The following is a 23,467-nucleotide window of genomic DNA, read 5'->3' as shown; positions in this document are numbered from 1 at the left end:
CACAGTGCCGCCCCCACCCGCCCCCCCGCACACCTCACAGCAGCGTCCCGGCACGCCCGCGCACCCCTCACACCTGATCCCCGCTCCCGCTGAGGGCAGCGTTCCCCGGGGGAAACAGACGTGATGCGGCCGGGTAACGTCGACGCCGCACGCTGCGGTACATGACCTCGAATACGCGTGTGGTGGTGATCGGCGCCGGACTCGCGGGTGTGACGCTCGCCCGGCGGCTGGCCGAGCTCGGCACGCCCGCGCTGCTCGTCGGCGAGGAGGAGCACCGCCCGTACAACCGGGTCCTGCTCGCCGAGGTGCTGGCCGGCCGGTACGCCCCCGAGGTGATCGCCCTTCCGGCACCCGCCGGTCTGGTCCGCGCCCGGGTCACCGGCATCGACCGCGCCGCACGGCGGCTGCGGTGCGCGGACGGCACGGAGATCGCATACGACAGGCTGGTCCTGGCGACCGGCTCCAACCCCGTACTGCCTCCGCTGCGCGGTCTGTTCACCACCGGCCGGCACGAACTGCCCGAGGGTGTGCACGCGTTCCGGACCATGGACGACTGCCTCGGCCTGTCCAAGGCGGTCCGGCCGGGCGTGCGGGCCGTCGTCATCGGCGGCGGGCTGCTCGGGGTGTCCGCCGCGCGGGCGCTGGCGGTGCGCGGCGGACAGGTGGTGCTCGCCCAGCAGGCCGAGCGGCTGATGGAACGGCAACTGGACCCGGAGGCGTCGCGGCTGGTGCTGCGGCACCTGACGGACCTCGGCGTGGAGGTCCACACCGAGTGCCGGGTGCGGGACGTGCGCTGCGCCGGCGGCGCGGTCCGCTCGGTGGAGATGGCCGACGGCTACGCCCTCGACGCCGACCTCGTCGTCCTGGCCTGCGGTGTCCACCCGCGGGTGGGGCTCGCCGAGGACGCCGGGCTCGCGGTGCACAAGGGCGTCCTCGTCGACGACGCGCTGCGCACGTCCGACCCGCGGATCCACGCCGTGGGCGACTGCGCCCAGCACGACGGAACGGTGTACGGCCTCGCCGCGCCCGCGATCGAACAGGCGTACGCGCTGGCCGAGTCGCTGGCCGGGGACACGGACGGCCCGGCCGCCCGCTACACCGGCACCCGCTCCCTGACCCGGCTCACCCTGGCCGGGCGGGACGCGTCCTTCGACCTCGCCGCCTTCGGCGAGACCGAGCCGCTGCCCGGCGACGACGTGGTGCGGCTCGCCGACGCCACCCGCGGCACCTACCGCAAGGTCGTCGTCCGCGACGACCGCCTGGTCGGCGGGGTCCTCGTCGGCGAACTCGGCACCGTCGGCGCGCTCGCCCGCGCCTGGGAGGGGGCGGAGCCGCTCCCCTCGGACGGCGGCCCCCTGCTCCATCTGCTCACCAACGACGGAGGCTCCTGATGTCCACGACGGCCGCCCGGCCCCGCCCCACGATCGTGCTCGTCGGCCACGGCATGGTCGGCCAGCGCTTCCTCGAAGCGCTCGCCGAGCGCGGCCTGACCGCCACGCACCGCGTGGTCGTGCTGTGCGAGGAGCCGCGTCCCGCCTACGACCGCGTGCAGCTGACCTCGTACTTCTCGGGGAAGACCCCCGAGGACCTCTCCATGACCGACATGGGGTTCATCGGGGACCACGGCATCGAGCTGTACGTGGGCGATCCGGCGGAGACGGTCGACCGCGAGGCGCGCAGGGTGACCGCCCGCTCGGGGCTCGTCGTCGGCTACGACGTCCTCGTGCTGGCCACCGGCTCCTACCCGTTCGTTCCCCCCGTCCCCAACAAGGACGCCGAGGGCTGCTTCGTCTACCGCACGATCGAGGACCTGCTCGCGATCGAGGAGTACGCGCGGACCCGCGCCACGACCGGCGCGGTGGTCGGCGGCGGCCTGCTCGGACTGGAGGCGGCCGGCGCGCTGAAGGGTCTCGGGCTCACCAGCCACATCGTCGAGTTCGCGCCGCGCCTGATGCCGGTACAGGTGGACGAGGGTGGTGGCGCGGCTCTGCTGCGCACCATCGAGGACATGGGCCTGGCCGTCCACACCGGGGTCGGCACGCAGGAGATCGTCGTCGGCGAGGACGGCGCGGTCACCGGCATGAAGCTGTCGGACGGCTCCGAACTCGCCACCGACCTGGTGGTGTTCAGCGCGGGTGTCCGCCCCCGTGACCAGCTCGCCCGGGACTGCGGGCTGACGGTCGGCGAGCGCGGCGGCATCACCGTCGACGAGCAGTGCCGCACGGTCACCGACCCGCACGTGTTCGCGATCGGCGAGTGCGCGCTGGCGTCGGACGGCCGGGTGTACGGCCTGGTGGCCCCCGGCTACGAGCAGGCGGAGACGGCGGCCGCGACCATCGCCGAGGACGAGGCCTCCTTCACCGGCGCCGACCTGTCCACGAAGCTCAAGCTGCTCGGCGTCGACGTCGCCTCCTTCGGCGACGCGCACGGCAGCACCGAGGACTGCCTGGACGTCGTCTACTCGGACTCCCGCGCGGGCCTGTACAAGAAGCTGGTCGTCGGCCGGGACGGCACGCTGCTCGGCGGCATCCTGGTCGGCGACGCGGAGGCCTACGGCACCTTGCGCGCGCTCACCGGCTCGGTGCCGCCGATCTCGCCGGAGCAGCTGGTCCTCCCGGCGGGCGCGGGCGCCCCGGCCCAGCTCGGCCCGTCCGCGCTGCCGGACGAGGCGGTGATCTGCTCCTGCCACAACGTCACCAAGGGGGCCGTCCGCGGCGCGGTCACCGAGCACCGGTGCACCACCGTGCCTGCGGTCAAGAAGTGCACCAAGGCCGGTACCGGCTGCGGCAGTTGCGTCAAGGTGCTCACCCAGCTGGTCAACGACGAGCTGGAAGCGAGCGGTGTCGAGATCGACAAGGGGCTGTGCGGCTGCTTCCCGCAGACCCGCGAGGAGCTCTACGAGATCGTCCTCGCCCTGCGCATCGCCTCCTACCAGGACCTGCTGGACCGCTACGGCCGCGAGGGCGCCCGGGGCGGCGACGGCTGCGAGACCTGCAAGCCGGCCGTCGCCTCGGTCATCGCCTCGCTCGCCCCGGCGATCGGCGCCGACGGCTACGTCCTGGACGGCGAGCAGGCCGCCCTGCAGGACACCAACGACCACTTCCTCGCCAACCTCCAGAAGAACGGCTCGTACTCGGTGGTGCCGCGCATCCCCGGCGGCGAGATCGCGCCGGAGAATCTGATCGTGATCGGCGAGGTCGCCCGGGACTTCGGTCTCTACACCAAGATCACCGGCGGCCAGCGCATCGACCTGTTCGGGGCGCGGGTGGAGCAACTGCCGCTGATCTGGGCCCGGCTGGTGGACGCGGGCTTCGAGTCCGGCCACGCCTACGGCAAGTCGCTGCGCACGGTGAAGTCCTGCGTCGGGCAGACCTGGTGCCGCTACGGCGTCCAGGACTCCGTGCGGATGGCGATCGACCTGGAGCTGCGCTACCGCGGACTCAGGTCGCCGCACAAGCTCAAGTCGGCGGTCTCCGGCTGCGCCCGCGAGTGCGCGGAGGCGCAGTCGAAGGACTTCGGCGTGATCGCCACCGCGAGCGGCTGGAACCTGTACGTCGGGGGCAACGGCGGCGCCACCCCGCGCCACGCGGACCTGCTCGCGCAGGACCTGTCCGACGCCGAACTGGTCCGGCTGATCGACCGGTTCCTGATGTTCTACATCCGCACCGCCGACCGCCTGGAGCGCACCTCGGTGTGGCTGGAGCGGATCCCGGGGGGCCTGGACCATGTGCGGGACGTGGTGGTGCACGACTCGCTGGGCATCTGCGAGGAGCTGGAGTCACTGATGGCCGCCCATGTGGCGCACTACCGCGACGAGTGGGCCGAGACCATCGAGGACCCCGAGAAGCTCGCCCGGTTCGTGTCCTTCGTCAACGCCCCCGACACCCCGGACCCGGTCGTCGGCTTCGTCCCCGAGCGCGACCAGATCAAGCCCGACCTGCCGCTGCTCTCCATCGGCAGGCGCCCTGCCCACGACGTCCTGGAAGGAAGCGCCCAGCGATGACCCTGGCCCCAGAGACCACCGACCTGAAGGTCCGGCTCCAGCTCGACGCCGGCTGGCTCACCGTCTGCGACCTGAGCACGCTGCTCCCCGGCCGCGGGGTGGCGGCCCTGCTGCCGGACGGCCGGCAGGCAGCCCTGTTCCGCGACCGGTCGGGCCGGCTGTACGGCATCGACAACCGCGACCCGTTCACGGGCGCCGCGGTCCTCTCCCGCGGCCTGACCGGCACCCACCAGGGGCGCCCGTTCGTCGCCTCTCCCCTGCTCAAGCAGCGTTTCGACCTGCTCTCCGGCCAGTGCCTGGACGACGAGGGGGTGCGGGTGACGGCGTACGAGGTGCGCGCCGGCTGACGCCCGCACGACGTCGACGCACGCCGAAGGGGCGGCACCCCCGCACAGGGTGCCGCCCCCTCCTTTTCGCAGGCCGGAGTCCTCGTCGCGTCGGTCTTGAGGGTCGGGGACAACGACGAGGACCCCGGGGTCTTTACCGGTGGTCGCTGCCCTCGGCGGTCACCGCGGCACGGCCGGCCTCCAGGCGGGCCACCGGGATGCGGAAGGGCGAGCAGGAGACGTAGTCCAGGCCCACCTCGTGGAAGAAGTGGACGGACTCCGGGTCACCGCCGTGCTCGCCGCAGACGCCGAGCTTCAGGTCGGGGCGGGTCTCCCGGCCGGCCTTCGCGGCGGACTTCACCAGGGAGCCGACGCCGTCCTTGTCGATGGTCTCGAACGGCGACACCCCGAAGATGCCCTTCTCCAGGTACGCGGTGAAGAACGAGGCCTCCACGTCGTCCCGGCTGAAGCCCCACACCGTCTGGGTGAGGTCGTTGGTGCCGAAGGAGAAGAACTCGGCCGCCTCGGCGATCTGGCCGGCGGTCAGCGCGGCGCGCGGCAGCTCGATCATCGTGCCGATCGCCAGCTTCAGCTCCGTGCCGGTCGCCGCCTGCACCTCGGCGATGACCTGGTCGGCCTCCTCGCGCACGATCTCCAGCTCCTGGACCGTGCCGACGAGCGGGATCATGACCTCGGCGCGCGGGTCGCCCTTGGCGGCCTTGCGCTCGGCGGCGGCCTCCGCGATGGCGCGGACCTGCATGGTGAACAGGCCGGGCACCACCAGGCCGAGGCGTACGCCGCGCAGGCCCAGCATCGGGTTCTGCTCGTGCAGGCGGTGCACCGCCTGGAGCAGGCGCAGCTCGTTCTCGTGCGGCTCCTGGCGGGACTCCGCCAGCGCCACGCGGACCGACAGCTCGGTGATGTCGGGCAGGAACTCGTGCAGCGGCGGGTCGAGCAGGCGGATGGTGACCGGCAGGCCGTCCATCGCCTCGAACAGCTCGACGAAGTCCTGCTTCTGCAACGGCAGGAGCTGCTTGAGGGACTCCTCGCGCTCGTCCTCGGTGTCGGCGAGGATCAGGCGCTCGACCATCTCGCGCCGGTCGCCGAGGAACATGTGCTCGGTGCGGCACAGGCCGATGCCCTGGGCGCCGAAGCGGCGGGCGCGCAGCGCGTCCTCGGCGTTGTCGGCGTTGGCGCGCACCCGCAGCCGGCGCTTGCGGTCGGCGAAGGCCATCATCCGGTGCACGGCCTCGACCAGCTCGTCGGCGTCGTCGGCGCCCGGGTGCATCCGGCCCTCGAAGTACTCCACGACCGGCGACGGCACGACCGGGACCTCGCCCAGGTAGACCTTGCCCGTGGAGCCGTCGATGGAGATGACGTCGCCCTCCTCGACAACGTGCCCGCCGGGCACGGTCATCCGGCGGCGCTTGGTGTCGACCTCCAGCTCCTCGGCGCCGCAGACACAGGTCTTGCCCATGCCGCGGGCCACCACGGCCGCGTGGGAGGTCTTGCCGCCGCGGGAGGTGAGGATGCCCTCGGCCGCGATCATGCCGTCCAGGTCGTCGGGGTTGGTCTCACGGCGGACCAGGATGACCTTCTCGCCGGACCGGGACCACTTCACCGCGGTGTAGGAGTCGAAGACGGCCTTGCCGACCGCCGCGCCCGGCGAGGCCGCGATGCCCCGGCCGACCTGCTCGACCTTCGCGCGGTCGTCGAACCGCGGGAACATCAGCTGCGCGAGCTGCGCGCCGGAGACGCGCTGGAGCGCCTCGGCCTCGTCGATCAGGCCCTGGTCCACCAGCTGGGTCGCGATGCGGAAGGCGGCGCCCGCCGTGCGCTTGCCGACGCGGGTCTGCAGCATCCACAGCTGGCCGCGCTCGATGGTGAACTCGATGTCGCAGAGGTCCCGGTAGTGGTTCTCCAGGGTCTCCATGATCTGCATGAGCTGGTCGTACGACTTCTTGTCGATCTGCTCCAGCTCCGCCAGCGGGACGGTGTTGCGGATGCCCGCCACCACGTCCTCGCCCTGGGCGTTCTGGAGGTAGTCGCCGTACACGCCCTGGTGGCCGGAGGCGGGGTCGCGGGTGAAGGCGACACCGGTGCCGGAGTCCGGGCCGAGGTTGCCGAACACCATCGAGCAGACGTTGACGGCGGTGCCGAGGTCGTGCGGGATGCGCTCCTGACGGCGGTAGAGCTTGGCGCGCTCGCCGTTCCAGGAGTCGAAGACCGCCTTGATGGCGAGGTCCATCTGCTCGCGCGGGTCCTGCGGGAAGTCCCGGCCGGCCTCGGTCTTGACGATCTTCTTGAACCGGGTGACCAGCTTCTTCAGGTCGGCCGCGTCCAGCTCGGTGTCGACGGTGACCTTCTTGGCCTCCTTGGCCTTCTCGAGCGCGTCCTCGAAGAGCTCGCCGTCGACACCGAGGACGGTCTTGCCGAACATCTGGATGAGGCGGCGGTAGGAGTCCCAGGCGAACCGGTCGTCGCCGGCCTGCTTGGCCAGGCCCTGCACGGACTTGTCGGAGAGGCCGATGTTCAGGACGGTGTCCATCATGCCGGGCATGGAGAACTTCGCCCCGGAGCGGACCGACACGAGGAGGGGGTTGTCGGGCTGGCCGAGCTTCTTGCCCATCTTCTGCTCGAGGGCGTCGAGGTGCGCACTCACCTCGTCACGCAGTGCCGCCGGCTCCTCGCCGCTGTCGAGGTAGACCTTGCAGGCCTCGGTGGTGATGGTGAAGCCCGGCGGGACGGGGAGGCCCAGGTTCGTCATCTCGGCGAGGTTCGCGCCCTTGCCGCCCAGCAGGTCCTTGAGGTCCTTGTTGCCCTCGGTGAAGTCGTAGACGAACTTCACCCCCTCAACGCTGGTGCCCTGCCCGGCTACCTGGGGATCTTTGTTTTCCGACACGGGTCTCGACTCCTCGAGGACTCGGTGGCTGCCCTGACGGCGAGGAACATACCCAGATCGAAGGCGCCTGGGTACGTCCACTCGCGCGTCATGTGCCTGTAACCGATCGTCAGCCAGCAGATCGAAAGTCAAGGCAGGGCACAGAACGGGGGCCCGATGTTTTCACTTCTTGAACGCACCATTGCCGGCGAGGCCGCTCCAACCGCTCACATGAGCGAGTTGTGCCACGAGTGAGTTCGATCGATGAACGATCAAGGGATGGCACTCAGTGCCACCCCTTGGAGAAGTGCAGCCGCTCAAGATCCGCTCATCTGAGCGCAACCCTTATCAGGGGTGGCGAGAATCACGCTGTCACACGGACGCGGATTTCACCATCCGGACGCGTGTACGGACAGGTGCCGGGGAGGAAACCCGCGGGTCACACGCCGGTGCGGGCGGCGGGTCACACGCGGGTGCGGGCGGCGGCGGCAGACCCGGACGGACCCCTCACACGCCGAGCGCGAGCAGCCGCTCCTCCGCCCGGTCCGGCGCGTACAGGTGCTCCACGACCAGCGCCCCGGCCCCCACCAGCCCCGCCCGCTCGCCGAGCCGCGAGGTCACCACGTCCAGATGGGCCGTGGAGCGCGGCAGCGCCCGCTGGTACAGCAGCTCCCGTACACCGGTCACGAAGGGCGTACCGGCCAGGTCGCCCGCGATCATCAGCACCCCCGGATTGAGCAGGGTGACCACCGTGGCCAGCACGTCCCCGACCAGTCGCCCGGCCTCGCGCGCGAGCGCTGTGGCCCGGGGGTGCCCGGCCGCCAGCAGGTCCCGTACGTCCGAGCCGGAGGCGGCCGGCACCCCCGCCTCCGCGAGCCGCCGCGCCACGGCGCCGCCGCTCGCGACGGCGGCGAGGCAGCCGTGGGACCCGCACCGGCACAGCGCCTCGGCGCCCACCCGGATGTGCCCGATGTCGCCCGCGCCCCCGTCGACGCCCCGGTAGATCGAGCCGCCGACCACGACACCCGCGCCGATCCCGGTGGACACCTTGACCAGCACGAAGGCCGAGCAGTCGGGGTATCCGGTGCGCTGTTCGCCGTACGCCCGGAGGTTGGCGTCGTTGTCGACGAGCACCGGCACCGGCGGGGCGCCCGTGTGCTCGGTGAAGGCCCGGGCCAGGCGGCCTCTTATGTCGTAGCCGTCCCAGCCCGGCATGATCGGCGGCTGCACCACCCGGCCGGTCTCGCTGTCCACCGGCCCCGGCACCGCGAGGCCGATGCCGCACACCTCGTCCGGGCGGTGGCCCGCCCTGCGCAGCAACTCGGCGAACCAGGAGCCGAGTTCACCGAGCACCACCTCCGGGCCGTCCTCGACGACCAGGGTGCCGCCGTGCTCGGCGAGGATCTCGCCGGTGAGCGACAGCACGGCGACACGCGCGTGCCGTGTGTCGAGGTCGGCGGCGAGGACGACCGCGTGGGCGTCGTCGAACTCCAGGGTGATGGACGGGCGTCCGCCCAGCGGGGAGTCGACGGGGCCGCCCGCGCCCTCGCGCAGCCAGCCCGCGCGGAACAGCCGGTCCAGCCGCTGGCCCACGGTCGCCCGGGACAGACCGGTGGCCTGCTGGAGCGCGCCGCGCGTGGTGGCCCGGCCGCTGCGCACGAGTTCGAGCAGGTCGCCGGCGCCGACCTGATTCCGTGCCGTGCTCCGTCCCGTCATGCGCACCCCCTTGTGTTTCCCAACCCTGCATTACATATTGGGTTTTGCGTGTTAAATAGACGTAACTCTACGGTGGCCACGACCGAACCGGTCGGGCCGGACGTCTTTCGGGGAGCCCCGAGTGGATCGCACCGCCCAACTCACCGCCCGCCACGACGGGCACACGGCGCCCGCCGCCGTCGCATACGATCCCCCCTCCGCTCCGGATCCGCTGCATGTCAGGGCCGCCCGGGTGCTGGAGGACAACTGGACGGGCGGCTCCACGGTCCCCTCGCGCGGCCTGTATCCGCACCAGTGGTCCTGGGACTCCGCGTTCATCGCCGTCGGCCTGCGGCACGTCTCCCCGTTACGGGCCCAGACGGAGCTGGAGACGCTGCTGGACGCCCAGTGGGGCGACGGGCGGATCCCGCACATCGTCTTCAACCCCTCCGTGCCCCTCGACGCCTACTTCCCGAGCCCCGACTTCTGGCGCTCGTCGACCGCGGGGCGCGCCACGGGCGCCCCGCGCACCGTACAGACCTCGGGCATCGTGCAGCCACCGGTGCACGCGCTGGCGGCCTGGCTGGTGCACTGCGCCGACCCGGGGCTGTCCCGCGCCCGCGGCTTCCTGGCCCGGGCGCACCCGCGGCTCGCGGCCTGGCACCGCTATCTGCTGCACCGGCGCGACCTGGGCGGCGGCGGGCTCGCGTCCGTCGTGCACCCCTGGGAGCAGGGCATGGACAACAGCCCCTGCTGGGACGCCCCGCTCTCGCGGGTCACCCCGGCCCCGGCCCGCTCCTTCCGCCGCGCCGACCTCGACCACGGCGCCCCGGAGGACCGGCCGACCGACCTGGACTACGGGCGGTACGTGCGGCTGGCGGCGGACTACCGGAACCGGGCCTACGCCGACGGGGCGGGCGCCTTCGCGGTGGAGGACCCGGCGTTCAACGCCCTGCTGATCGCCTCGGAACACGCGCTGGCGCGGATCGCCCGCGAACTGGGCGCGACCGGCACGGCCCGGCACGCGCGCGCCGAGCGGCTGACCGCGGCGCTGATCGGGCGGCTGTGGGATCCGGCCGAGGGCATCTTCCTGTGCCGGGACGTGCGCACCGGGCGGCCGATCCCCGAGCGCGGTGTCTCCGGCCTCGTCCCCCTGCTGCTGCCGGGCCTGCCCCGTGAGGTCGCCGCCGCGCTGGTGCGCACCCTGCGCGGGCCGCACTTCGGGCTGGGCACCAGCACCCGCCTCGTCCCGAGCTACGACCTGCTCGGCGAGGCCTTCGACCCGCACCGCTACTGGCGTGGGCCGGCCTGGTTCAACACGTGCTGGCTGGTGGAGCGCGGGCTGCGGGTGCACGGCGAGCGGGAGACGGCCGACGCGCTGCGGGACGCGGCCCTGCACACCGCGGACACGACCGGCTTCGCGGAGTACGTCGACCCGTACACCGGCGAGGCCTGCGGGGCGCTCGGCTTCGGCTGGACCGCCGCACTCACGCTCGACCTGCTGCACGAGCCCCTGGGACACGCCGTGTCCCCCACGGGCACCGGCATGTCCGGCAGGCACGACGAGGCAGCCCAGGACGTCAAGGGAGGGGACCGGGGATGACGGACCGGCATCATCTGCTCGTGCACGGCACGACGTTCGCCGCCGTGGGCGACGGAGGGGACATCAGCGGCGTACGCGGCGGCAGCTCCCCGGACGGGCTGTTCGTGCGCGACGCCCGGCATCTGAGCCGCTGGCAGCTCACCGTCGACGGGGCCGTCCCGCAGACGCTGGCGCCGGTCGGGGACGGGGACGCCGCGCGCTGCGTGCTGGTGCCGCGCGGCGGGCGCACCGAGCCGCCGGCGTACACGCTCTTCCGCGAACAGGCCGTCGCCGACAGCGCGTTCGTGGAGTGTCTGCGGGTGACCAGCAACCGCCCGGTCGCCACTACGGTCCGCCTCGCGGTCACCGCCGACGCCGACTTCACCGACCAGTTCGAGCTGCGCGCCGACCACCGCACCTACGCCAAGACCGGCGTCGTGCGCTCCCGTCAGATCCTGGTCGACGGGGTGGAGTTCCGCTACCGGCGCGGCGAGTGGCGGTCCTGCACGACGGTGACCGCCGACCCCGCACCGGACGGCGTGGAGGAGACCGGCACCGGCGCCCGCCGCCTGGTGTGGGCGCTGGAGCTGGCACCGCACGGCACGGTGGAGCTGACGATGCGGGTGATGGCCCGGCCGCACGGGGACCGGCGGGCCGTGCGGGTGCCGCGCTCCCCCTCCGCCGTCACCGAGCGACTCCGCTCCCTGGAAGGCGCGTTCGTGGAGGGGGTGGCCTTCCCGACCGGCTGGCCGGAGCTGGCGGCGGCCTGCGCCCGCGGCCTCGCCGACCTGGCCGCGCTCCAGGTCCCGGCGGCCGGCCCCGACGGCGAGGAGCTGCGGGTGCCGGCCGCCGGAGCCCCCTGGTTCCTCACCCTGCTGGGCCGCGACGCCCTGCTCACGTCGCTGTTCGTGCTGCCCCACCACCCCCGGCCGGCCGCCGCCACGCTGCTCGCCCTGGCCGCCACCCAGGCCGGGGAGACCAGCACGCGGTCGGTCGCCCAGCCGGGGAAGATCGTGCACGAGGTGCGGCACGGGGAGCTGGCGCACTTCGGCCAGGTGCCGTTCGGGCGGTACTACGGCTCGGTCGACGCCACCCCGCTGTTCCTCGTCCTGCTGGGCGCGTACGTGGAGCGGACCGGCGACACGGCGCTGGCCCGCCGCCTGGAACCGCACGCCCGCGCCGCGATCGGCTGGATGCTGGACCACGGCGGACTGACCTCGCGCGGCTACCTCGTCTACCGCGCCGACCGGGGCGGCCTCGCCAACCAGAACTGGAAGGACTCCCCCGGCGCCATCTGCTCGGCCGACGGCACCCGCGCCTCCGGCCCGGTGATGGCGGCGGGGGCCCAGGGGTACGCGTACGACGCGCTGCGCCGCACCGCCTGGATCGCCCGCACGGCGTGGGGGGACGAGGTCTACGCGGCGCTGCTCGAACAGGCGGCCGGTGATCTGCGGGACCGTTTCCAGCGGGACTTCTGGATGCCGGACCGGTCCTTTCCCGCGCTGGCGCTGGACGGCCAGGGCCGCCAGGTGGACGCGCTGGCCTCGGACGCCGGGCACCTGCTGTGGTCGGGGCTGCTGGACAAGGAGTACGGGGAGGCCGTGGGGCGCAGGCTTCTGGAGCCGGACTTCTTCTCCGGCTGGGGCGTACGGACACTTGCCGCCGGGCAGCCCGCGTACCACCCGCTGTCGTACCACCGCGGCTCGGTGTGGCCGCACGACAACGCGCTGATCGCGCTGGGGCTCGCCCGTTACGGCCTGCACGACGAGGCGCGCACCGTCGCCCACGGCCTGGTCGACGCGGCGACCGCCACCGGCCACCGCCTCCCCGAGGTGCTCGCGGGCTACGGCCGCGACACGCACGCCGAACCGGTCCCCTACCCGCACGCCTGCGTCCGCGAGTCCCGCTCGGCCTCGGCCCCCCTGGCCCTGCTCACGGCGGTGGGAGGGGCGTAGCTGTCACGGCCGGCCGGTCGTTTGCCGGGTGTTTGCCGAGTGCCGTGAACAGGGGAGGCGGGCAGGCCGTACGGAAGTGCGGCGGGCCCCCCTCCCCAGCGTGGCCCGCCGCTTCGCCACGCCGCGCACGGAAGGACCTCCGGGGTGCCTCAGCACACGAGTACACGCCAGTCATCGGGTACGGCCGGGGCGGGCGGGGCCGAAGTCCTGCCACCGGAAGAGCCACCGACGCCCGTGAAACCGGCGGACGGTGACGAGATCGCCGCCCCGGCGACCGGAGACAAGACCGTCGCAGCGGGCGACGCGGCCGGGAGGGCGGCCGCCCCGAGCGGCAAAGCCCAGAGCCGGCCCGTCGCGCCCGACGCCGCGGAAGACGGACCCGCCCCGGCCGGCGGACCGGACGGCGAGCAGGCCACGGCCGCCCAAACCGAAGGCGAGCCCGCCCCGAGCAACGAAGCCCAGAGCCGGCCCGTCGCGCCCGACGCCGCGGAAGACGGACCCGCCCCGGCCGACGGACCGGACGGCGAGCAGGCCACGGCCGCCCAAACCGAAGGCGAGCCCGCCCCGAGCAACGAAGCCCAGAGCCGGCCCGCCGCGGCCGACGCGGAAGACGGACCCGCCCCGGCCGACGGACCGGACGGCGAGCAGGCCATAGCCGCCCAAACCGAAGGCGAGCCCGCCCCGAGCAACGAAGCCCAGAGCCGGCCCGCCGCGGCCGACGCCGCGGAAGACGGACCCGCCCCGGCCGACGGACCGGACGGCGAGCAGGCCATGGCCGCCCAAACCGAAGGCGAGCCCGCCCCGAGCAACGAAGCCCAGAGCCGGCCCGCCGCGGCCGACGCGGAAGACGGACCGGCCGCGGAGGACACAGCCGAAGGCGGATCCACCCCGGCCGACGCCTCCCCCGCTCCCCGCACCCTCCCCCTCCGCTTCCTGCGCGCGCTCCGGCCCCGGGCCGTCCGGCGGGCCTGGGGTGAGTGGAAGGCCGGGCATCCGGTGGCCGCCCGGGGGCTCTCCGTCGCGCTCACCGGACTGGCCCTGGCCGTGGTCCTCGTCGCACTGCTGCTGCCGAACAAGAGGGAGCAGTTCCGGATCGCGGAGTTCACCCGTATCCCGGTGGAGGCGCTGCTCGGCGCGGCCTTGCTGATCGCGCTGCCGCGGCGGGCGCGGACGGTCGTCGCGGCCCTCGGCGGGGTGGCGCTCGGCGTGCTGACGGTGCTGAACCTGACGGACATCGAGTTCAACCAGTACCTGGGCCGCAGCTTCAACGTGATCCTGGACTGGCAGCTCCTCGACGACGCCCGGTCCTACCTGGTCGACACGATGGGCGGGACGGTGGCGCTGCTCGCGACCGTCGGCCTGGTCGTCCTGGTGCTCGCCGTGCTCGCGCTGATGGCCCTGGCGGTCGTCCGCGTCGGCACCTGGCTGGGGCGTCACCGGACCCGCTCCACCCGCGGGCTGCTGCTGCTCTGCGCGCTCTGGATGACCTGCGCGTCCCTGAACCTGGAGGTCCGCGGGGTCCCGCTGGCCGCCGAGCACACGGTGGCGATGCTCAAGTACCACGGGCAGGCGCTGCGTTCGACGATCCGGGACGAGCGTGAGTTCGCGAGGACGGCGCGGGCGGACGCGTTCGGCGGCACCCCGGGCAGCGAGCTGGTGCCCGACCTGCGCGGCAAGGACATGATCTTCACGTTCATCGAGAGCTACGGCCGCAGCGCCGTGGAGGACCCGATCATGGCGCCCGGTGTCGACCGGACCCTCGACACCAGTACCCAGGCGCTCGCCAAGGCGGGCTTCCACGCCAAGAGCGGCTGGCTGACGTCGGCGACGTACGGCGGCGGGAGCTGGCTCGGGCACTCCACGTTCATGTCGGGCCTGTGGATCGACAACCAGTACCGCTACCGCACGGTGACCGCCGGGGATCACCTCACCCTCACCGACGCCTTCAAGAAGACCGGCGCCTGGGACACGGTCGGGGTCATGCCGGGAGTGCAGAAGGGCTGGCCGGAGGCGAAGTGGTACGGCCTGGACAAGGTCTACAACGCCTTCCAGCTGGGCTACAAGGGACCGAAGTTCAGCTGGTCCACCATGCCCGACCAGTACGCCCTGGAGTCCTTCCAGCGCCTGGAGCACGGCCGGAAGCGCGACAAGCCGCTGATGGGGTTCGTCATCCTGACCTCCAGCCACCAGCCCTGGGCACCGATCCCGAAGACGGTCGGCTGGGACCGGCTCGGCGACGGCTCGGTCTACAAGGGCATCGAGGCGGCGGGCACCCGGCCGGCGGACATCATCACCGACCCCACCCGCTCCCGCGAGGAGTACGGCAAGTCCGTCCAGTACTCGGTGACCGCCCTCACCCAGTGGCTGGAGCGGTACGGCAACGAGAACACCGTGCTGGTCTTCCTCGGCGACCACCAGCCCATCGCCCGGGTCAGCGGCGACCACGCCAGCCGTGACGTGCCCTGCGCGATCGTCGCCAAGGACCCGAAGGTGCTGCGCAAGATCGCCGGCTGGGGCTGGTCGGACGGGCTGCGCCCCGCGCACGACGCCCCGGTGTGGAGGATGAGCGCCTTCCGCGACCGGTTCCTGACGGCGTACGGCTCCACGCCGCACCCGACGAAGCGCTGACCGCGCCGGACCGGCAGGGGGCTGGGCCGCCGGCCGGTCCGGCCCCCGATCCTCAGCCCCGTGAGTGCTCAGCCGTAGGGGGTTCAGCCCCCGGACGTGTCCAGCTCGGCGTCCTCGGAGACGCCCGCGCAGTCGTAGGGGTCCTTCAGCCAGCCGTCCGGCAGCACCACGCGGTTGTTGCCGGAGGTGCGGCCGCGGGGCCCGTCGGCGCCGGTGGGCCAGGACTGGCCGAGGTCCAGCTCGTCCAGGCCGGCGCGCAGTTCGGCCAGCGAGGAGGTGACGGCGAGCCGCTTGCGCATCTCGGAGCCGACCGCGAAGCCCTTGAGGTACCAGGCGACGTGCTTGCGGAAGTCGATGACGCCCCGTGCCTCGTCGCCGATCCACTCGCCGAGGAGCGTGGCGTGCCGGACCATGACGTCGGCGACCTCGCGCAGCGTGGGCCGTGCGACGTCCTGCGTACGCCCCTCGAAGGCGGCCACCAGGTCGGCGAACAGCCACGGCCGCCCCAGGCACCCGCGGCCGACGACCACGCCGTCGCAGCCGGTCTCCCGGACCATCCGCACCGCGTCCTCGGCCGACCAGATGTCGCCGTTGCCCAGCACCGGGATCTCCGGGACGTGCTCCTTCAGGCGGGCGATCGCCTCCCAGTCCGCGGTGCCGCCGTAGTGCTGGGCGGCGGTGCGGCCGTGCAGCGCGATGGCGGTCACGCCCTCCTCGACCGCGATCCGGCCGGCGTCGAGGTACGTGATGTGGTCGTCGTCGATGCCCTTGCGCATCTTCATCGTGACCGGCAGGTCACCGGCGCCGCTGACCGCCTCGCGCAGGATCGCCCGCAGCAGGTTCCGCTTGTACGGGAGCGCGGAGCCGCCGCCCTTGCGGGTGACCTTCGGCACCGGGCAGCCGAAGTTGAGGTCGATGTGGTCGGCGAGGTCCTCCTCCGCGATCATGCGGACGGCCTTGCCGACGGTGGCCGGGTCGACGCCGTACAGCTGGATCGAGCGCGGCTTCTCGGTCGCGTCGAAGTGGATCAGCTGCATGGTCTTCTCGTTGCGCTCGACCAGGGCGCGGGTGGTGATCATCTCGCTGACGAACAGTCCCTTGCCACCGCTGAACTCCCGGCACAGGGTGCGGAAGGGCGCGTTGGTGATCCCGGCCATCGGTGCGAGCACGACGGGCGGCTGCACCGTGTGCGGGCCGATCTGCAACGGGGACACGGGGGTGGTGGTCGGCGTGGACATTGCTCCATTGTCCCGTACGCCGGCGGATGCTCCGCCCGGCCTGTGGACAACCGGGCAGGCACCGGGCAAAGATCATGTATCAGTCATTAGTTAACCGCACTATTGAACCGCGTACCATGGTCCCCATGCCCGAGCTCAGCCACCGACGACGGCTGCTGGTGCTCGCGATCTGCTGCATGAGCCTGCTGATCGTGAGCCTGGACAACACCGTCCTGAACGTCGCCCTGCCCTCGATGCAGCGCGAGCTGCACGCCGCCACCTCCGGCCTGCAGTGGACCATCGACGCGTACACCCTGGTCCTGGCCTCGCTGCTGATGCTCGCGGGCTCCACCGCGGACCGGATCGGCCGCCGGCGCGTGTTCACCACGGGCCTGGTCGTGTTCGGCGTCGGCTCGCTGCTGTGCTCCCTCGCGCCCGATCTGGAGCTGCTGGTCGTCTTCCGCATGGTCCAGGCGGTCGGCGGTTCGATGCTCAACCCCGTCGCCATGTCGATCATCACCAACACCTTCACCGACGCGCGCGAGCGCGCCCGCGCGATCGGCGCCTGGGGCGCCGTGATCGGCATATCCATGGCCGCCGGTCCGCTGGTGGGCGGGCTGCTGGTGGAGTCGGTCGGCTGGCGCTCGATCTTCTGGGTCAACCTGCCGGTGGCCCTCGCCGCGCTGCTGCTCACCCTGCGCTTCGTCCCCGAGTCGCGGGCGCCGAAGCCCCGCCGCCCCGACCCGGTCGGGCAGGTGCTGGTGATCGCCCTGTTCGGCTCGCTGACCTACGCGATCATCGAGGCGCCGGACGCCGGCCCCGGCACCGTGCTGCCCTTCGCTGCCATGGCTCTCGCGGCCCTGCTCGCCCTGCTGTGGTACGAGCCGCGCCGCGCCGAACCCCTCATCGACCTGCGCTTCTTCCACTCCGCGCCGTTCAGCGGGGCCACCGGGATCGCGGTCAGCGCATTCGCGGCGCTCGGCGGCTTCCTCTTCCTGTCCACGCTGTACCTGCAGAACGTGCGCGGCCTGGACGCCCTGCACGCGGGCCTGTGGATGCTGCCCATGGCCGTGCCGACGTTCCTGTGCGCGCCGCTGTCCGGACGGCTGGTCGGCAGCCGGGGGCCGCGGCTGCCGCTGCTGGTCGCGGGGTGCGCGATGACCGCGAGCGCGGTGCTCTTCGCGGCCTTCGAGGCCGAGACGTCGAACGTGACGCTCCTCGTCGGCTACGTCCTGTTCGGCATCGGCTTCGGCTTCGTCAACGCGCCCATCACCAACACCGCGGTCTCCGGTATGCCGCGGGCGCAGGCCGGGGTCGCCGCGGCGGTCGCCTCTACCAGCCGGCAGCTCGGGCAGACGCTCGGGGTCGCGGTGGTCGGGGCGCTGCTGGCCGCGGGCGTGGGCTCGTCCTCGTACGCGGACACGTTCGTGACGGCCGCGCGGCCGGGCTGGTGGGTCCTGGTGGCGTGCGGGGCGGCGGTCCTGGGACTGGGCGCGGTGACCTCGGGACGCTGGGCCCGGCACACCGCCGAGCGGACGGCCCGGCGCCTGGAGTCGGCGGAGATCCGGCAGACGACCGGCGTCTCGGCGTAGCCGCACCGGCGTCGCGGGCGCAGCCGCACCGGCGTCGCGGGCGCAGCCGCACCGGCGTCGCGGCGTCCCTGGAGTCCGGGGTCGCGGTCCGTCGCAGCGGCGCGGACCGCGACTCCGGCGGAGCGCGTCACCTCGCCGCGGCGATGGCGTGCAGTTTCCCCAGGCGCTCGCGGGTCTCCTCGTCGGCCGGTGCGTAGGTGACCATGCGCGGGCCCACGTCGGGGCTCAGCCACAGGTCGGTGTGGTCGACGACGAGGCGGCCGACGTGGGCGTTGCGGAACTCCTTGCGCTTGGTGCGGGCGCCGACCACCTCGTGCCGGTCCCAGGCCGCGCGGAAGTCCGCCGACTCCGTGCGCAGCCGCTTGAGCAGCATCTTCCAGGCGGGCTCGCCGAGATGCCCGGCCATCGCGGCGCGGAAGCGGGCGGCCATGAGCCGGGTGGTCTCCTCCAGGTGCACGATCGAGGAGCGCCACTCCTCGTTCGTGTAGGAAAGGATCATGCAGTTGCGGTCCTCCGGCGGCACCGCGTCCAGGTCGCACAGCAGCAGGGAGTACGTGCGGTTGTAGGCGAGGATGTCGTACCTGCTGTTCTGCAGGCACGCCGGCATGGGTTCGAGCTGATCCAGGATGGCGCGCAGGGCCGGGGTGACCGAGGGGCACGTGGTCGCCGGGGTCGGGTCCGTGGCGCCCGCGAGCTGGAAGAGGTGGGCCCGCTCGCTGGGGTCGAGCAGCAGGGTGCGGGCGAGGGCGTCGAGCACCTGCACGGAGACCTGGATGTCGCGGGCCTGTTCCAGCCAGGTGTACCAGGTGACGCCGACCGCGGAGAGGTGCGCGACCTCCTCGCGGCGCAGCCCCGGCGTGCGGCGCCGGCTGCCGCGCGGCAGGCCGACCCGCTCGGGGCTGATGTGCTCGCGGCGGTGCCGCAGGAAGGCGGCGAGTTCGTGCCGCCGGATCGCCGAGGCTGCCGCCTTCGGGGGGCGCGGGGCCTGGGCTTCACGTACCGGCGTCTCCTGGGCCATGGTCGTCATGATTCCACAGTGCCCGCGCCCGGAGCCTGTTTCCAGGTACTCCCGCTACCAGGACAAGAAGACTCTGGTACCACCCTGAGGGCGGGCGCAGGCTCGTGACCGTGACGACCGAAACCATCTCCTCACGCACCGTCCGGTCACCGGTGGCGCCACCCGCGCTCGGCGGACTCGGACTGTTCACGGTGCTGCTGGCCGCGGCACTGCCTCTGATCGACTTCTTCATCGTCAACGTCGCCCTGCCCACGATCGGCCGGGACCTCGGGGCGGGCGAGGCCGTCCTGGAACTCGTCGTCGCCGGGTACGGGGTGGCGTACGCGGTCCTGCTCGTCCTCGGCGGCCGGCTCGGCGACCTGTTCGGCCGCCGCCGCCTCTTCCTCGGCGGCATGACGGCCTTCGGCCTGACCTCGCTGGTGTGCGGGCTCGCCCCGGACGCCTGGTCGCTGGTCGCGGCCCGCGTGGCGCAGGGCGCGGCGGCCGCCGCGATGCTGCCGCAGGTGCTCGCCACCATCCAGGCGGCCACCTCGGGCCCCCGCCGGGCCCGGGCGATGGGCCTGTACGGCGCGACGGCGGGCCTGTCCATGGTGGCCGGGCAGATCCTCGGCGGCGTCCTCGTCGCCGCCGACGTCGCGGGCACCGGCTGGCGCTCGGTGTTCCTGGTGAACGTGCCGTTCGTGATCGCGGGCCTGGTGCTGGGGGCCCGGGCCGTCCCGGAGACCCGCTCCCCGCGCCCGGAGCCGGTGGACGGTCCCGGCACGGTCCTGCTGGCGGCGTCCCTGCTGGCGCTGCTGGTCCCGCTGACCGAGGGCCGCGCGGCGGGCTGGCCGCTGTGGACCTGGATGTCGCTCGCCGCGTTCCCGGGTCTGGCGGCCGCGTTCTACGCGGTGGAGCGCCGGGCGGACCGGCGGGGCCGTACGCCGCTGGTGCCGCCGAGCCTGTTCGCGCTCACCTCGTTGCGACGCGGGCTGGTGATCATCGTGCCGTTCTCCATCGGGTTCAGCGGCTTCATGTTCGTGGTCGCGGTGGCCCTGCAGCGCGGCGCGGGGCTCGGTCCGGTCCCGGCGGGACTGACGCTGGCCCCCATGGCGGTCGTGTTCTTCTTCGTCTCGCTCGCCGGGCCGCGGCTGGTCGCCCGGTACGGCACCCGCGTGGTGACCGCGGGAGCGCTGATCCAGGCGGTGGGTGTGGGACTGCTGGCGCTGGCCGCCTGGCGGGACTGGCCGGACCTGGGGCCGGCCGCACTGCTGCCCGGCGCGGCGGTGGCCGGCGCGGGCCAGGCGCTCCAGTTGCCGGTGCTCTTCCGGGTCGTCCTCTCCGAGGTGCCGGCCGCGCGGGCCGGAGTCGGCAGCGGGGTGATGGTCACCACCCAGCAGTCGTCGCTGGCGCTGGGCGTGGCGACGCTGGGCACCCTGTTCCTCTCCCTGGTCCCGGGCCTGGGGATGCGGGACGCGCTGGTCGCGACGCTCCTCGTCCAGCTCGCGGGCGTGGCACTGACGGCGCTGCTGAGCCTGCGCCTGCCGCGCACCGTGGGGTAGCTCCGTGGGGTCCGCCGGGCGCCCGGCGGGCCCCACGGCGGCACGAGGGACGTGGGGGCGGGTGACCACCGGCGGGCCGGTCACCCGCCTCCGCCCCCGCGGTCCCGTGACCGCGCGGTCAGGTCCGCAGTCCCCGCAGGACCAGGTCCAGCACCGCCGCGAACTCGTCCTCGATGCCCGCCTGTTCCCACTCCGGCGCGTAGCACGGATCGTGGAAGCGGCCCGTGGCGTGGAAGAGGGCGCGGGCCGTGGCGGCCGGGTCGGCGGCGGTGAAGGTGCCGGCGTCGGCGCCCGCGGCGACGATTTGGGTCAGCTGGGCGGTCAGGTCGGCGATGTGCTCACCGACCGCCGCGCCGTTCTCGCCGACCAGGACCGAGTAGGTGGCGAACAGCTCGGGATCGTCGCCCGCCTTGCGGCGCTTGGCCTCGAACAGGGTCGCGAACCAGTCCCGCAGCCGTGCCTCGGGGGCGCGGTCCCCGTCGGCCGCGATGTCGGCCAGCGCCTCGGAGGTACGGTCCAGCCATCGCTTCGTCACCGCCTCCCGCAGCGCCGCCTTGGTGCGGAAGTGGCGGTAGACGCTGCCGTGGCTGACGCCGAGCGCGCGGGCCACGTCCACCACGGTGGCCTTCGCCGGGCCGTGGCGGCGCAGCACCTCCTCGGTCGCCTCGAGGATGCGTTCGGCGGTCAGGGTCTCGGCGGTGGTGGCCATGGCATAGACCGTACCCGGCGCCCGGGTCAGCGCTCGCTGTCGAGGTGTGCCATCTGCGCCTCGGGGTAGCGGGCGCCCGCGGCGGCGTCGGCCGGCACGGCCTCCTCGACGGCCCTGAGGTCGCCCTCGTCCAGGGTCACGTCCAGCGCGCCGAGCGCCTCGGTGAGCCGCTGCCGGCTGCGGGCGCCGATCAGCGGCACGATGTCCTCGCCGCGGGAGAGCACCCAGGCGATGGCGATCTGCGCGACCGTCACGCCCTTCTGCTCGGCGACCTTGCGCAGCGCGTCGACGAGGTTCAGGTTGTGCTGGAGGTTCTCACCCTGGAAGCGCGGGGAGTGGGCCCGGAAGTCGTGCGCGGCGAGCTGCCGGTCGCGTCCGAAGTGCCCGGAGATCAGGCCGCGGGAGAGCACGCCGTACGCCGTGACGCCGATGCCCAGTTCGCGGGTGGTGGGCAGGATGCGGTCCTCGATGCCGCGCGAGATGAGCGAGTACTCGATCTGCAGGTCCGCGATGGGCGCGGTGGCGGCGGCCCGCCGAACGGTGTCGGCGCCGACCTCGCTCAGGCCGATGTGGCGTACGTACCCCTTCTCCACCAGTTCCGCGATCGCGCCGATGGTCTCCTCGATGGGCACGTCCGGGTCGAGGCGCGCGAGCCGGTACACGTCGATGTGGTCGACGCCGAGGCGCTGGAGCGAGTACGCGGCGAAGTTCTTCACGGCGGCCGGCCGTCCGTCGACTCCGCTCCAGCCGCCGTCCGGGTCGCGCAGGGCGCCGAACTTGACGCTGAGCAGCGCCTGTTCGCGCAGGGCCGCGGGGGCGGTCCGCAGGGCCTCGCCGATCAGCATCTCGTTGTGGCCCATGGCGTAGAAGTCGCCGGTGTCGAGCAGGGTCACGCCTGCCTCCAGGGCGGCGTGGACGGTGGCGACGGACTCGGTCCGGTCCGCGTCGCCGTACAGCGCGGACATGCCCATGCAGCCGAGGCCGAGGGCGGAGACCTGGGGTCCGGTGGTTCCGAGGGGGCGGGTCTGGATCGTCATGGCTCCACCCTGGCATAACGAATGACAGATTTCAATATCTGTCATTCGTTACTTGTCAGCATCCGGCTGCCCGGACGGCGACGAAGATCGTCGGCGCCGCCGCATTCGACCTGGTCCGCCCCGGCTCGGAGAATGGGTGTTGTCGGTGAGCAGTCACCCCGGCGGCGCCTGCCGCCGGCCCCGCGGCATCCCATGCGCCGCCGCGGGAGGCGCGCCACGACCATCCGCGTCGCCACCTTCAACGCCGAGAACCTGTTCCGCCGCCCCCGGGCCTTCGGTCTTCCGGACGACGCCCACCGCAAGGAGGTCCTCGACGACTTCGACGAGTTGCGGCGGCGCCGTGGCACTCTTCCGCAGGAGCGGCCACCCGCAGGATCCGGAGATCCGCGTCGTCGCCAGGGGCCGCGGCCCCTGGGCCGGTTGGGCCGGGCTCGAGCGTGACGACCTCGACCGGGCCGCCGTGAAGAACACCGGCCGGGTGATCGCCGAGATCGACGCCGACGTCCCGCTCACCGTCGAGGTGGAGGACCGCCTCACCCTGGACCGCTTCAACACGCAGGTCCTGGGCGGGGTGCTGGGCAGGCGTCCCTACACCTTCAACACGCTGACCGACGGCAACGACAGCCGCGGCATCGACGTCGGCATCCTCAGCCGGCACCCGATCCGGTCCGTCCGCTCGCACATCTTCGACACCAGTCCGGAGCACCCGGGCGGCCCCGTGTTCAGCCGCGACTGCCCCGAGTTCGAGATCGAACTGGACGGGGCGCCCTGTGGGTCCTCGGCAACCACTTCAAGAGCAAGGCCGGCGACGACCCGGAGCTGCGCCCGGCCCAGGCGGAGCAGGTCGCGAGGATCCGCCGGGCCGCAGCGGAGCAGTCCCCGAACGTGCTGGTCGCCGGGACCTCAACGACTTCCTGGACAGCCCGCCGATCAGGACGCTGACGGACGCCGGCCTGCGGGACGCCATGAGCCACCCCGCCTACCGGGGCGACCCCGGCACCCACGGCTCGGGCACCAGGCCGAGCGACAAGCTCGACTACCTGCTGTTCCCGGCGCCAGTGTGGGGCCGGGTGCAGCACGTCGGCATGGAGCGGCGCGGGGTCCGGGCGCCGCCGGCCATCAAGTCCTTCGACACGGTGACGCCGAAGGCCGACGAGGCCTCCGACCACGCCGCCCTCTCTGCCGACCTCGATCTGTGACCGGCAGCGCCGTCGCGGACGGTCACGGATCGGCCGCGACGGGCTCGCTCCGGCTCACCGCGGCCGGGGCGCCGACGCGCGGGT

At 73.2% G+C, this 23,467-nt stretch carries 15 protein-coding genes; 9 read left to right on the top strand and 6 right to left on the bottom strand.

Features of this window, described 5'->3' with window-relative positions:
• Window positions 1-161 precede the first annotated feature (161 nt).
• The 3 genes from ACF1A5_RS13700 to nirD are packed head-to-tail and all read left to right on the top strand — an operon-like array spanning window position 162 to window position 4,350.
• A complete protein-coding gene (locus tag ACF1A5_RS13700; protein WP_392193013.1) occupies window positions 162-1,391 on the top strand; it encodes an NAD(P)/FAD-dependent oxidoreductase in 1,230 nt (409 codons plus the stop codon).
• Window positions 1,391-4,003: a nitrite reductase large subunit NirB gene (gene nirB, locus ACF1A5_RS13695; RefSeq protein ID WP_392193012.1), complete on the top strand. Its 2,613-nt coding sequence runs from the start codon at window positions 1,391-1,393 to the stop codon at window positions 4,001-4,003. The genes ACF1A5_RS13700 and nirB overlap by 1 nt, the downstream gene beginning before the upstream one ends.
• Window positions 4,000-4,350 carry a nitrite reductase small subunit NirD gene (nirD, locus tag ACF1A5_RS13690; RefSeq protein WP_392193011.1) on the top strand — a complete coding sequence of 117 codons (351 nt, stop codon included), beginning with the start codon at window positions 4,000-4,002 and terminating at the stop codon, window positions 4,348-4,350. The genes nirB and nirD overlap by 4 nt, the downstream gene beginning before the upstream one ends.
• 133 nt (window positions 4,351-4,483) lie before the next feature.
• Here nirD and ppdK read toward each other — a convergent pair whose 3' ends face one another.
• Window positions 4,484-7,231, bottom strand: coding sequence for a pyruvate, phosphate dikinase (gene ppdK, locus ACF1A5_RS13685; protein ID WP_392193010.1), 2,748 nt, complete (start codon window positions 7,229-7,231; stop codon window positions 4,484-4,486).
• Window positions 7,232-7,717: 486 nt separating this feature from the next.
• On the bottom strand, window positions 7,718-8,926 hold the full coding sequence (locus ACF1A5_RS13680; RefSeq protein ID WP_392193009.1) for an ROK family protein: 1,209 nt from the start codon (window positions 8,924-8,926) through the stop codon (window positions 7,718-7,720).
• A 121-nt stretch (window positions 8,927-9,047) separates the two neighbouring features.
• On the opposite strand from ACF1A5_RS13680, the gene ACF1A5_RS13675 reads away from it, so the two are divergent.
• From ACF1A5_RS13675 to ACF1A5_RS13665, 3 genes are all read left to right on the top strand, one after another.
• The gene (locus ACF1A5_RS13675) at window positions 9,048-10,508 is read left to right on the top strand and encodes a hypothetical protein (protein ID WP_392193008.1); all 1,461 of its coding nucleotides are present in this window, start codon (window positions 9,048-9,050) and stop codon (window positions 10,506-10,508) included.
• Entirely contained in the window at window positions 10,505-12,442 is a 1,938-nt protein-coding gene (locus ACF1A5_RS13670; protein WP_392193007.1) for a glycogen debranching N-terminal domain-containing protein, read from the top strand. Before ACF1A5_RS13675 ends, ACF1A5_RS13670 begins: the two co-directional genes overlap by 4 nt.
• A gap of 771 nt (window positions 12,443-13,213) precedes the next feature.
• Window positions 13,214-15,070, top strand: a complete 1,857-nt coding sequence (locus tag ACF1A5_RS13665) for a CDP-alcohol phosphatidyltransferase (protein ID WP_392193134.1) — start codon at window positions 13,214-13,216, stop codon at window positions 15,068-15,070.
• 83 nt (window positions 15,071-15,153) lie between these two features.
• On the opposite strand, the gene dusB is transcribed toward ACF1A5_RS13665, so the two are convergent.
• Window positions 15,154-16,308 (bottom strand): tRNA dihydrouridine synthase DusB, encoded by a 1,155-nt coding sequence (gene dusB / locus ACF1A5_RS13660; protein WP_392193006.1) that lies wholly within the window; start codon window positions 16,306-16,308, stop codon window positions 15,154-15,156.
• A gap of 125 nt (window positions 16,309-16,433) precedes the next feature.
• Here dusB and ACF1A5_RS13655 point away from each other — a divergent pair, with 125 nt between their 5' ends.
• Window positions 16,434-17,879: an MFS transporter gene (locus ACF1A5_RS13655; RefSeq protein WP_392193005.1), complete on the top strand. Its 1,446-nt coding sequence runs from the start codon at window positions 16,434-16,436 to the stop codon at window positions 17,877-17,879.
• Between the two features lie 127 nt (window positions 17,880-18,006).
• Here ACF1A5_RS13655 and ACF1A5_RS13650 read toward each other — a convergent pair whose 3' ends face one another.
• On the bottom strand, window positions 18,007-18,897 hold the full coding sequence (locus ACF1A5_RS13650; protein ID WP_392193133.1) for a helix-turn-helix transcriptional regulator: 891 nt from the start codon (window positions 18,895-18,897) through the stop codon (window positions 18,007-18,009).
• Window positions 18,898-19,007: 110 nt separating this feature from the next.
• Here ACF1A5_RS13650 and ACF1A5_RS13645 point away from each other — a divergent pair, with 110 nt between their 5' ends.
• Window positions 19,008-20,438, top strand: coding sequence for an MFS transporter (locus ACF1A5_RS13645; protein WP_392193004.1), 1,431 nt, complete (start codon window positions 19,008-19,010; stop codon window positions 20,436-20,438).
• Window positions 20,439-20,556: 118 nt separating this feature from the next.
• Here the strand turns inward: ACF1A5_RS13645 and ACF1A5_RS13640 are convergent, their stop codons facing one another.
• Together ACF1A5_RS13640 and ACF1A5_RS13635 are read right to left on the bottom strand one after the other, a co-directional pair.
• On the bottom strand, window positions 20,557-21,147 hold the full coding sequence (locus tag ACF1A5_RS13640; protein ID WP_392193003.1) for a TetR family transcriptional regulator: 591 nt from the start codon (window positions 21,145-21,147) through the stop codon (window positions 20,557-20,559).
• Between the two features lie 26 nt (window positions 21,148-21,173).
• On the bottom strand, window positions 21,174-22,184 hold the full coding sequence (locus tag ACF1A5_RS13635; protein WP_392193002.1) for an aldo/keto reductase: 1,011 nt from the start codon (window positions 22,182-22,184) through the stop codon (window positions 21,174-21,176).
• 965 nt (window positions 22,185-23,149) lie between these two features.
• Here ACF1A5_RS13635 and ACF1A5_RS13630 point away from each other — a divergent pair.
• Complete coding sequence (locus tag ACF1A5_RS13630; protein WP_392193001.1) at window positions 23,150-23,383, top strand: hypothetical protein; 234 nt, start codon at window positions 23,150-23,152, stop codon at window positions 23,381-23,383.
• The last annotated feature ends 84 nt before the right edge of the window (window positions 23,384-23,467 follow it).

The organism is Streptomyces sp. NPDC014864 (assembly GCF_043081525.1).
In the GTDB taxonomy this organism is placed as follows: Bacteria; Actinomycetota; Actinomycetes; order Streptomycetales; family Streptomycetaceae; genus Streptomyces.
Note: the sequence above shows the minus strand (reverse complement) of the source record. Positions and strands in the feature narration are given on the sequence as shown.